The 9531-nt window shown below is 71.6% G+C and carries 18 protein-coding genes; 2 read left to right on the plus strand and 16 right to left on the minus strand.

The features are described 5' to 3' along the window. Positions 1-53 precede the first annotated feature (53 nt). The 5 genes from ACFWR9_RS08985 to ACFWR9_RS09005 are packed head-to-tail and all read right to left on the minus strand — an operon-like array spanning position 54 to position 2554. A complete protein-coding gene (locus ACFWR9_RS08985) occupies positions 54-236 on the minus strand; it encodes a hypothetical protein (protein WP_383837812.1) in 183 nt (60 codons plus the stop codon). Continuing rightward, a complete protein-coding gene (locus ACFWR9_RS08990) occupies positions 233-697 on the minus strand; it encodes a hypothetical protein (RefSeq protein WP_383837815.1) in 465 nt (154 codons plus the stop codon). Before ACFWR9_RS08990 ends, ACFWR9_RS08985 begins: the two co-directional genes overlap by 4 nt. Next, positions 694-864 carry a hypothetical protein gene (locus tag ACFWR9_RS08995; protein ID WP_383837818.1) on the minus strand — a complete coding sequence of 57 codons (171 nt, stop codon included), beginning with the start codon at positions 862-864 and terminating at the stop codon, positions 694-696. Before ACFWR9_RS08995 ends, ACFWR9_RS08990 begins: the two co-directional genes overlap by 4 nt. Then, entirely contained in the window at positions 861-1607 is a 747-nt protein-coding gene (locus ACFWR9_RS09000) for a hypothetical protein (RefSeq protein WP_383837821.1), read from the minus strand. Before ACFWR9_RS09000 ends, ACFWR9_RS08995 begins: the two co-directional genes overlap by 4 nt. Further along, entirely contained in the window at positions 1604-2554 is a 951-nt protein-coding gene (locus tag ACFWR9_RS09005; protein ID WP_383837824.1) for a hypothetical protein, read from the minus strand. Before ACFWR9_RS09005 ends, ACFWR9_RS09000 begins: the two co-directional genes overlap by 4 nt. A gap of 138 nt (positions 2555-2692) precedes the next feature. On the opposite strand from ACFWR9_RS09005, the gene ACFWR9_RS09010 reads away from it, so the two are divergent. Together ACFWR9_RS09010 and ACFWR9_RS09015 are read left to right on the plus strand one after the other, a co-directional pair. After that, positions 2693-2893 carry a type II toxin-antitoxin system prevent-host-death family antitoxin gene (locus ACFWR9_RS09010; RefSeq protein WP_383837827.1) on the plus strand — a complete coding sequence of 67 codons (201 nt, stop codon included), beginning with the start codon at positions 2693-2695 and terminating at the stop codon, positions 2891-2893. A 15-nt stretch (positions 2894-2908) separates the two neighbouring features. Further along, positions 2909-3382 (plus strand): GIY-YIG nuclease family protein, encoded by a 474-nt coding sequence (locus ACFWR9_RS09015; protein WP_383837830.1) that lies wholly within the window; start codon positions 2909-2911, stop codon positions 3380-3382. Between the two features lie 68 nt (positions 3383-3450). On the opposite strand, the gene ACFWR9_RS09020 is transcribed toward ACFWR9_RS09015, so the two are convergent. The 11 genes from ACFWR9_RS09020 to ACFWR9_RS09070 all read right to left on the minus strand — a co-directional run. Continuing rightward, the gene (locus tag ACFWR9_RS09020; RefSeq protein WP_383837833.1) at positions 3451-3756 is read right to left on the minus strand and encodes a hypothetical protein; all 306 of its coding nucleotides are present in this window, start codon (positions 3754-3756) and stop codon (positions 3451-3453) included. Continuing rightward, positions 3756-3980, minus strand: a complete 225-nt coding sequence (locus tag ACFWR9_RS09025) for a helix-turn-helix domain-containing protein (RefSeq protein ID WP_383837836.1) — start codon at positions 3978-3980, stop codon at positions 3756-3758. The genes ACFWR9_RS09020 and ACFWR9_RS09025 overlap by 1 nt, the downstream gene beginning before the upstream one ends. Beyond that, positions 3977-4222, minus strand: coding sequence for a hypothetical protein (locus ACFWR9_RS09030; RefSeq protein WP_383837839.1), 246 nt, complete (start codon positions 4220-4222; stop codon positions 3977-3979). Before ACFWR9_RS09030 ends, ACFWR9_RS09025 begins: the two co-directional genes overlap by 4 nt. Next, on the minus strand, positions 4219-5028 hold the full coding sequence (locus ACFWR9_RS09035) for a hypothetical protein (RefSeq protein WP_383837842.1): 810 nt from the start codon (positions 5026-5028) through the stop codon (positions 4219-4221). The genes ACFWR9_RS09030 and ACFWR9_RS09035 overlap by 4 nt, the downstream gene beginning before the upstream one ends. Then, positions 5025-5423 carry a DUF6248 family natural product biosynthesis protein gene (locus ACFWR9_RS09040; protein ID WP_383837845.1) on the minus strand — a complete coding sequence of 133 codons (399 nt, stop codon included), beginning with the start codon at positions 5421-5423 and terminating at the stop codon, positions 5025-5027. Before ACFWR9_RS09040 ends, ACFWR9_RS09035 begins: the two co-directional genes overlap by 4 nt. Next, the gene (locus tag ACFWR9_RS09045; RefSeq protein ID WP_383837848.1) at positions 5420-5956 is read right to left on the minus strand and encodes a RusA family crossover junction endodeoxyribonuclease; all 537 of its coding nucleotides are present in this window, start codon (positions 5954-5956) and stop codon (positions 5420-5422) included. The genes ACFWR9_RS09040 and ACFWR9_RS09045 overlap by 4 nt, the downstream gene beginning before the upstream one ends. Further along, positions 5953-6219: a hypothetical protein gene (locus tag ACFWR9_RS09050; RefSeq protein ID WP_383837851.1), complete on the minus strand. Its 267-nt coding sequence runs from the start codon at positions 6217-6219 to the stop codon at positions 5953-5955. Before ACFWR9_RS09050 ends, ACFWR9_RS09045 begins: the two co-directional genes overlap by 4 nt. After that, entirely contained in the window at positions 6216-6788 is a 573-nt protein-coding gene (locus ACFWR9_RS09055; protein WP_383837854.1) for a hypothetical protein, read from the minus strand. Before ACFWR9_RS09055 ends, ACFWR9_RS09050 begins: the two co-directional genes overlap by 4 nt. Then, on the minus strand, positions 6788-7612 hold the full coding sequence (locus tag ACFWR9_RS09060; RefSeq protein ID WP_383837857.1) for an exonuclease domain-containing protein: 825 nt from the start codon (positions 7610-7612) through the stop codon (positions 6788-6790). The genes ACFWR9_RS09055 and ACFWR9_RS09060 overlap by 1 nt, the downstream gene beginning before the upstream one ends. Before the next feature lie 23 nt (positions 7613-7635). Further along, positions 7636-8421, minus strand: coding sequence for an ERF family protein (locus ACFWR9_RS09065; protein ID WP_383837860.1), 786 nt, complete (start codon positions 8419-8421; stop codon positions 7636-7638). Continuing rightward, a partial coding sequence (locus ACFWR9_RS09070) for a YqaJ viral recombinase family protein (protein WP_383837863.1) occupies positions 8418-9531 on the minus strand: 1114 nt, incomplete at its 5' end. The genes ACFWR9_RS09065 and ACFWR9_RS09070, both read right to left, overlap by 4 nt.

Raw genomic sequence — 9531 nt, forward strand, 5'->3', positions numbered from 1 at the left:
GGGTTTGCGCGGTAGTGATCACGCGCGGGGTGGCTGTAACCGGATCGGCGCTCTCAGGCGGCCTCGGTGGGCCTCTGCCGTCGGTTGTGGGCGCGTGTCTGGCGTGCGTGGTGGGCGAGTTCGGTGTCGAGGTCTGTGAGGTGGCGTTGCTGTTCCTCGGGCGTCCAGGGCTCGTGGACGGGTGGTGCGGGGCGTGTGGGGATGGCTTCGAGGAGGAGCCGGTCGAGGGGGCTCACGAGGTATGGCCCGTGGTCTCGTTGAGCGTGGTGACGGCCATGTCGAAGAGGGCGCGGATGCCGTCGGCGAGGGCGCTTGCTGCTTCTTCGGTGCCGGGCTGGACCAGGACGTCGAAGAGGTCGTGGGCGGTGTCGCGGTCGTTGTTGGCCCATGCGGCGGTGAACTGGGCGGCGAAGCGGATGCCGGGGGGCAGGACGGTGACGTTGACGTGCTTGCCGGTCTTGGGGTCGACGACGAGGAGTCCGAAGGCGCCGTTCTTGGGGAGGGTCTGACGGTCGGTGCGGACGGTGGTTTCTGCGAGGGCGGCGCAGAGTCCGAGGGCGGTGGCGTGCCCGCCGAGGATGAAGGGTTCGAAGAGGGCGGCGGCCTTCTCGGGGTGGCCGGTCATGCCGTGGGCGAGCGCGGCCATGATTGTCTCGGCGGGGTCGTCCTGCGGGGTGGTGGGGATGGCGTGGTTCATGCGGTGGCCTCGCTCTCGGTGGTCCGGGTCTGTTCGGCGTGGGCGGTGATGCGGGCGTCGTGGCTGGGGATGGCGATGCGGCGGCCGTTGGGGGTGGTGCAGCGTTGGCCGGGGCTGGCTCCGCACCAGGGGCAGCGGATGGTCCACTCGGGGTGGTCGGTGTTCACGACGCGTCCTCCACGATCTCCGCGTCCACTGGCTCCTCGGCGAGTCGTGCCAGAGCGGCAGCGGACATCTGCCGGACCCGGTCTTCCTGCGCGGCCCGCTCGGCGGCGCTCGGCAACTGCTCCCCGGCCGCGGTTCGGACGCGCGCCGAGTGGGGCTTGAGCAGCGGCCGGCCGAGCGGGTGCTTGCGGGTGGCGAAGCTCGTCTTGCAGGGGAAGCCGATCGCTGCACGGCAGTCGGGGCAGACGATGCCGAGGGGTCCCGCGCGGCGGACTGTGTCGGCGAGGACGGTGGTGGGCTGGTCGGTGTCGGGGATAGTGCGGTTGCCCTGCCAGCCGCAGGCTTCCAGTTCCTTCATGAATTGCTTCGTGGGGCCGCCTTCGAGGGCCGGTCGGGCGGTGGGGGTGGCCACGCGGCCGGAGGCGATGGCCTTCACCTGGCCTCGGAGGCGGGCGAGGTACTGGCCGGTCGTCTCGTCCGGGACGGGCTCGTACTGGAAGTTCTCCAGCCGGGTGTTGCGGATCTTCGTGCGGAGGGTGCGGACGTGGTGCGGGAGGATCCACAGCTTCGTGTCCGGGTCCTTGGGGGCGGTTGTGTAGTAGGCGGCGACGGCGTCGCGGGCGTCTTGGTCGAGGGGCACGTCGTGGAGGGCGGCGGCCCAGGCGACGCGGGCGGCGATGGACGGCTTGCGGTTGTCGAAGGCGGCGCAGTGGCCGAGCAGCTCGGCGGCTTCGTACTCGTTCATGCGGAGTCCTCGGAGGGCGGCGTGGCCAGGGCTGCCCAGCCAGCGACGGTGGCGTCGGTGCCGGTGAGGGGCTGGCCGGAGGGCAGTTGGATGACGTTGCTGGGGGTGGTTGCTCGTTGCCGACGTTCGGCGGCGCGTTTGGCGTCGTCGCGGATCCACTTCTGCCAGGCGTCGGGCCAGGACTTCCGCTGTGCGCCGGTGGAGCGGTAGTGGCTGACGAACTGCTGGGTGGAGTGGTCGATGTCGATGAGGGAGGCGTAGCCGTCGCGGTGGGCCCAGCGGCGCATGCCGTCGGTGAGGGTGAAGTTCGCGGCGTCGATCGGTGCGAGGGATGCAGCATCAGCGCGCGTACTACGGGCACCTTCCCCACATACATCAGCCATAGAAGGGGTTGGGGTCGGGACGGGACGGGACGGGGCGCCGTTAGTAACGCCGTTACGGATTCCGGTGACCTGGGGATCTGACGGTTCTTCGCGTCGGCTTCCGGTCGCCGTCGTGTCGCCGTCGTGTCGCCGTCGTGCTTCCGTCGTGTCGCCGTCGTGCTCTCCGGGTGCATCCGACCCTTCGGGCGTAACGCCGTTACTGCTGCCGTTACCGGGCGGGGTCGGCTTGCCGTTCTTCCGGCGCCGGAACCGCTCCTGCCGTTCGGCGTTCTTCTTCCGCTCGACGAGCACCTGTTCGCGGCTCGGGTTGTAGTCGAGGTAGTCGTGGATCTCCCAGCCGCCCTCGATGCGGTCCCAGACGCCGGCCTCGGCGAGCTGCTGCGCGGTGGCCTTGACGTTGCGGACCTTGGCGACGAGCGGGAGCTCGCGGTCGGCGATCCGGCCGTCGGTGAGGTTCTCCGAGGCCCAGCACAGTGCCGACACGTGCAGCCGGAAGGCGCGGTCGGTCAACAGAGCGACCTTGCGGTGCGAGGGGAACCGGTCGTCGAGCTTGACCCAGGGCATGCGGCGCTTCTCTCGTGCGTGGGGTTCAGGGGTTTCGGGCGCGCGGAACCAGGGCTTCTATGGGGGTCTTCGTGTGCCGCTCCTACCAGTCCAAGTGTACACTTGGGTACGCACGTGTACCTCAGCTACCCTGAGCGTATGCCTGCGAACACAAGCGCTGAGATCGGCATCCGCGAACTGCGGGCGTCGCTGTCCGACGTCGTGAACGAAACCGCCGTACGGGGCCGGATCACCTACGTGACCAGCCGGGGCCGGCGCGTCGCAGCGATCGTGCCGGTACCGGCCGCGGAGGCCATCGAGGCGCAGAAGCAGCCGGAGGGAGAAGACTCCCCGGCTTGACCGAGGAGCGCCGCTTTGCCGGACATCGAGACCCAGCCGACCGCCGTGTACCGCCTGTACGCCCGAGACGGTCGGCTGCTGTACGTCGGGATGACGAACAACCCTGACGTCCGCTTCGACTACCACGCCCTCACGAAGCGGTGGTGGCACCTGGTTGAGAAGCGAGGGATCGAGTGGCACCCCGACCGCACCTCGGCGCGCCAGCACGAGGCCACCGTCATCAAGACCGAGAGTCCGGTGCACAACGCCATGCACGCGGCGGCAGGCCCGCACGACACCCCGCTGCGAGAGGCGAGGCAGAAGCTGTCCGGCATCGTGGACGAGGTGCGGGTCGCTCACGAACCGCGCTGGCTCACGTACTTCGGTGAGCGCTTCGTCGCGCTGGTCGAACCCGCCTTCCACGACGAGGCGGTGAAGAACGACCGCATCGTCAACGCGCTGCGCGAGGTCGCGCCCGAACTGTACGAGCGACTCACTGCCGAGTCCTGACACCTTCCTCTCCTCTCTCTTCCCGGCGCCCCGCACCGTGCTGGTGCGGGGCTTCGTCGTGCGGCCGGTCAGCTGTAGTCGTGCAGGACCAGCCAGGCGGGCGGGTCGTGGTCGGGGTGGCCAAGCCGGGTGGCGGCCTCGTGGAGCGCCTCGTCGAAGCCGGCTTGGGCGGCGGCGGACATGGACTCGGGCGTGAGTCGGGCGGCGGTGTTCTTGTCCACGGACGTCCAGCCGGTGACGAGGAACGTCTTGTCCCGGTCGCCGATGGTCATGTAGCCGATGGGGAGGCCTGCGGTCGCGGCGGTGAGGGCGTCGAAGTTGGCGTCGGGGATCTCGAAGCCGTAGGCGACACCGACGGTGTGGTAGAGGCCCATCAGGCGGCCGCCTTCCGGATGCCGCCGCCGCGGGCGCGCAGCTGCACGCCGGCCTCCAGCAGCAGCACCCGCGTCGCGCCGTAGGAGCGGCCGATCTGGATGGCGACGGAGCGGATCGTGCAGCCCTGTGCGTACAGGTCGGCGGCGGTCAGCGCGGTGGTGGTGCGGGCGGTGCCGCGGAGCTGCTGGCCCGGCTTCGGCAGGGCGGGGGTCTGGTCGTTCACGTGGTCGTTCCGTTCTGGTAGGCGTCGGCCGCGTCGGCGGCCTGTTGGGCGAGGGCGGCCTCGGCGCAGACCTTGTGCGCCGGGGACCGCTTCGAGTCGCGGAGTTGAGTCGGCTTGTCGCAGTAGCGGCACGGCCGGGCGCCGGTGTGGTCCCAGTGGCTGGAGTCGGTCCAGTCGAGGAGCTGGCCCGGCCGGTACTCGGGCTCGGCGGGCGGGGCGCGGCGGCGCCGAGAGCCGCTCACGCCGCGACTCCAGCCGGGATGCCGTGAGCTGTCCGTGCCCGCAAAACCGTCCGCGGTGACACGCCCAACCGGCGGCCGATCGCTTGATCGTCAAGCCCCTGAGCAGCCAACTCGGCGACGTCCGCCGGGTGGACGCTCACCGGCGCCACCGGCTCGTTGGGATCCGGCACGCACGCCGGGTCATCGATGTCCGCCCAAGCCATCGGCCCGTACCAGCCCTTCGCCATGGCGTCGTTGCGGGCCTGCTCGGCGAACCGTGACTCCGGCGCCGGGGTGATGGACAGCTGCCGGTAGACCCTTGCCACCTTCGTGGCCGTGACCGACTTGATCCGAGACCAGCGGCCGTCGACGGTCTGCTGAAGACTGCTCTCACCGACGCCGACCTGACGGGCGATGTCGGGGACGGTGTGGCCAAGCGCCATGAGGGCCTGCAGCCGTCGGCGGCTCCCGGTGGCGTCCACCATGCCGCGCGGGATGGGCGCGACCTGGTCGAGGTGGACCTCGAAGATGGCGGCCGCGGTGCTGCGACGGACCTGTGACTCGGGCCGGGACATGATCACGGACACGGTGGCCTGGTTGACGCCGGCAGCGGCGGCGATTTGGTCCTGGGACCAGCCCCGCGCCGTGAGCCTCTCGATGTGTACGCGGACCTGGGTGCTGTCGATGCGGCGGCGGACGCCGTTGGTGTGGTCGTAGGCGAGGCGGAGGCGGTAGGAGCGTCCGGCGGCGCGGCAGCGTTCGCATCGGCAGCCGTGACGGATGTAGCGGCTGTACTCTCCGTGTCCGGGCAGGGTGCGGGCGCTCATGCGGCCACCGCCTGGAAGAGGTCGAGCTGTCCAGCCGGTGCTGCGGGCGCGGTGCTGCGGGTGGTCTTGCGGCGCGGTGTGGCCACCGGCTCCTTGCGCTGCTGGGTGCGGCAGGTGCAGGGGCAGACATACGTGCATGGCTTCTGCCCGGGCAGGCAGATCACCTTGGCGACGAGGTCGCCGTTCTGGTTGTCGACCGAGGTGAGGAACATGTCGGCGTCGGGGCCGTGTTCGGCCGTGAAGCACTCGTCGTGTTGGCCGCGGGCGCATCCGGGGCAGGGCCCGTCTTGGCATGAGCAGGTGCTGGTGGTGGGGAGGCCGAAGTGGTGGCGGCGGGGGTGGTCGGCGGGCGGCCAGGCGTGGTCGCGGACCCATGCGGCCTGGTCGGGGGTCATCGGGCGTTCACCGCCTCGTCGAGCGGCCATACGCGGATGACGCAGCCGGGCACGGTCAGCACGTCGGCCGCGGTGGTGCCCGCGTACCACTTGCCGAGCCGCACGTACTCGACGACCCGGGCATCGTCCTTCCACACCACGCCGGTGAGGGCGTCCTCGGTGGAGCGGACCAGCTTCGACAGGTCCGGCATCCCGGCCGGCCGGGGCGGCGCGGCGTCGCGCAGGAGGTGGGCGTTGCGGCCGGTGCGGTAGTGGCCCTTGGGCCGGTCGAAGGTGAAGACCATCGATACGGCGAGCGGGCCGTCGAGGACGGTCCAGTCGCCGTGGGCTTCGGTGATGTCGAGGGCGGCGTGCTTGACGTCCTGCCGCCAGGGCTTGACCTTCTTGCTGGATTCGACCATGACGCCGCGGCCGATGTGCCGCTTGGAGCCCTGTGGGGCGGGGAGGCCGAAGGCGGTGATGGTGATGGCGGGTTCGGGCCGGACCCCGGCCGCCTCAGCGGCCGGGGTCTCGACGTTGAGCAGAGTGGTCACTGGGGGACCCCCGTGGTGTCGTTGCGGCACTCGGTGCAGAGCGAGCCGCCGAGGCGGAGGTGGAGCTGGAGGGTGGGCCGGTCTTCGGCGGGGCAGTACGCCTCGAACTGGTCGAGGGCCTCGACCGGGCGGAGGACCGCGGGCGCGGCGGCGCGGAGTGCGCGATGCCGGCCGGTCGGCGCGGGCCAGGACCGGCCGACCATCACGGCGCCGACGCCGATCGCGGTCAGGGTTCCGCCGAGCGCGGCGGCGAACTGGCTCACGACGCCCTCCCGCACCGGCAGCGGGCGTTGATCTCGGTCACCTCGGTGAGGCGCCGGTCCAGCGCGGCCGTATGGTTTCGCGCCGCCCGGAGTTCGTCCCGGGGCTCCGGGTAGCGGGCGCCGCCGTGGATCGGCCGCGGATCGACGGCGGCCTCGGCCTTCCCGAGCTGCTCCTCCAGGTCCTTCACGCGGGCCTGGGAGGCGACGAGGTTCGTCTTCGTCCCGTGGAGCTGCTGCTGGAGGATCACGATCCTGCGGTCCCGGGCCCAGAGCGCGGTCATCCACCGGGCGGTGCCGCGGGCGAGGGCCTGCACGCGGTTTTCCAAGTCGGCCGTGTACGCGCCCTCGGTGGTGTCCTCCAGGCGGCGGGTCAGTTCCTGGTTCCGGCCGGCGAGGCGGCGGTTCGTGGCCTCCTGCTCGGCGTTCTGGACGAGGACCTGCTTGCGGTTGCGGACAGCGACGGCCGCGTGCGCCTCGGCGGTCTCGGCGCGGCGCCGCTGCCGGTCGGTCTCGGCCTTCGCCGCTGCCAGTTCGAATTGCAGCCGGCGGGTGGTGGTGAAGCCGAACATCACTGTTCCTCCGAACGCTCAGCCGGGACCGGGCGCAGCGGCCACGCACCGTCGATGACGGCCTTGGGGTCGTGCTTCTCTCCGGCCTTCACCGGGTTTCGCAGCCACGCCTGGTACGAGGCCGCGTCCTGGCGCGCCCACGCCACCTGGCGGCGGTGCAGCTCCTCGACGTCCACGAACGCCAGGTCGCTGAACCGCTCGTACGGTCCGCGCCGGTTCCGCAGCTGGTGCACCCACGCGGGTCGGTCCTCCGGCCGGGTGTGCGCGATCGCCCCGATCCGGTAGGCGGCGCGCGCCGACTGGAGGGCGTCGTACTCGGCGCCGTGCGCGGCGTCCTCGTCCCACGGCAGGCCGTACGTCTCGGCCGTCGTCCGCATCTGGTACGGGCCCTGCGTCTCGGAGACGCGGCGCCGGTACGGGGCGGCGTGCCGGTCGAGGGTCATGGTGTCGATGACCCGGGTCAGCGGCTGGCGGACGATGCCTTCGAGGCTGTCGCCGAGGTGCCGCATGCATTCGCGGTCGAGGAGGTTGAGGTCGTAGCCGCCGAGGTTGTGGCCGACGAGCGGGGTTCCGCCGGCCACGACCTCGGCGACCGACTTGGCGATCTCCGGCACGGCCTGCTCGGCGGGCGTGCCGTGCTCGGCGAGGTGCTCGTCCGTCAGCTTGTGGACGGCGATCGCGCCGGGCTCCTGCTTGATCCCGGGGTTCACGAGCCAGGTGCGGGTGTCGGTGGCCAGGCCGCCGCCGACGAGGATCAGGGCGCAGGAGACGATGCGGGCCGTCTCGGGGTCCTTGTCGGACGCCTCGAAGTCCAGGGCGGCCATGCGCTGTACGTGCCAGGGGGAGCTCACTGGGCACCCCCGGCAGCGCGCTCCTTGCCGATCCGGACGACCAGGTCGCCCGCCCGCTCCTCGTCACCGACCTCGTTCGTCAGCAGCACCCCCAGCTGGTTCGTCTGCCGCAGCTCGTAGTGGATCTGCCGCAGGCGGCCGGCGCTGGTCTGCGGATGCGTGATCTCGTCGAGGTACTGGACGGCCGGCCGGACTGGCGCCTCGCCGCGGTCGACGTGCGAGGCGTCCGGGTCCTTGTCGTGGGTCGGCGTCAGGCCACCCGTGAGCAACAGCACGCGCAGTGCCACGGACTGCGCCTTCGCCGTGCCCTTGTCGGCGGAGTCGAGCGCCTCGCCTCGGGTCTTCAGCAGCGTCGGCAGTGTGTCGCCCTTGGGGCCCATGACCATCCACGACACGGTCACCGTGCACTCGCGCATCTTGTTGCCCTTGGACGTGGTGGTGTCCCGGTGCTCTGCCTCGATGCCGACGGGGAAGATGTTGATGCCGTGCTTCAGCGTGACGGGGCCGAAAGTGTTGACGACGGTGTCGACGCCGCGGAAGTTGAAGCGGGTTCCGCCGCCGTTGTACTGCTCGCCCTTGGCGATGGCGCGGACGTCCTTGCGGACGCGGAGCCAGGCGATGTGGACCGGCACCATGTCCGGGTCGTCTTCGCCAGGCTCGTAGTCGGCCATCGGATCCGGCGCCGGGGCGTAGTCCTCGGCGGGCGGCGCGTCCTCGCCCGGGCCGACGGGGGTGTCGGCGCGGCCGGCGGCTACGGCGGCCCGCTCAGCGATCGTGGTCATGCGGCGTGCTCCTCACGGACAGAGCGGGGAATGCTCAGCTGGTAGTGGGTGCGGTCCTCGACGCAGTCCGCGTAGGCATCCGGCCAGCGCTCGGCCAGCCGCGACAGGTCGGTGTTCCGCTTGGTGCGCTCGTCGAGCGACACGTGCACCCGGTCGAGGACCGTGGCCGCCTCCGCCCCGGCCAGGCCGGCGAGGATCCGGGCCTTCGCGGCCTTCTTCCGCTTCTCGGCGGCCACGACGTCCTGGTGCGCGTCGAGGTACTCCTCGACGGCCTCCTGCGTCTCCACGTCCCGGGTGATGTCCACGACCCCGGCACGCTCCGGGTGGAGGCGGCCGTACAGGTCGAGGAGGACGTCCGGATCGGCGTCGTGGGCGAGGACCGGCGGGCGCCGCTCGATGATCTGCTGCCACGCCCGCTCACCGGCCGCGCGGAGGTCGGCGACGAGCTGGGCGTGGTCGCGGACCCGGATGACGTACTGCCGGTAGTCGTTGCCGCCGATGAGGACCGCGGCGTGGACGTGGTCGAAGCCGCAGACGATGGCCTGCCACAGGGTCTGGACGAGGACGTCGTCCGCGACACCGGCCCGGAACTGGGAGGCCTTCATCTTGTCGCGGCACTTGATCTCGACCGCGCACTTCTCGGCGCCGTCGGCGAGGGGACACTCCAGGACGCGGCGGTCGAGCGTGCACATCTCCCACGGGCGGTCGACGTGGGCGACGAGGCCGACACGGCGGACCACCGACCGGTTGCGGCGGGCCCACTCGCGGGCGACGGTCTCCTCGAACGCGCGTCCCCAGAGGGCGGGTTCGCTGTCGTCGGACTCCAGGGGGAGGCCGCCGGTCTTGTCGTGGAAGACGCTGAGGGCGTTGCCGTAGCGGCTGATGCCGAGGATGGCGGCGATGTCGGAGGAGCCGATGCCGGAGCGGCGGGCGGTGAGCCAGTCGGCGCGGTCGGCGTCGGCGGAGAGGATGAGCCGGCCGGTGGGGGTAACCCGGCGGCCGGGGGCCGGGGGGGGGGGGGGCGCCGGCGTGGGAGGCGGCGCTAGGAGGGCGCGGCAGAGGCGCGGGTCATAGGGCGCGGGGCGCGTGAGCTCGCGATCTATCTCTCCA

The organism is Streptomyces sp. NPDC058534 (genome assembly GCF_042717365.1).
In the GTDB taxonomy this organism is placed as follows: domain Bacteria; phylum Actinomycetota; class Actinomycetes; order Streptomycetales; family Streptomycetaceae; genus Streptomyces.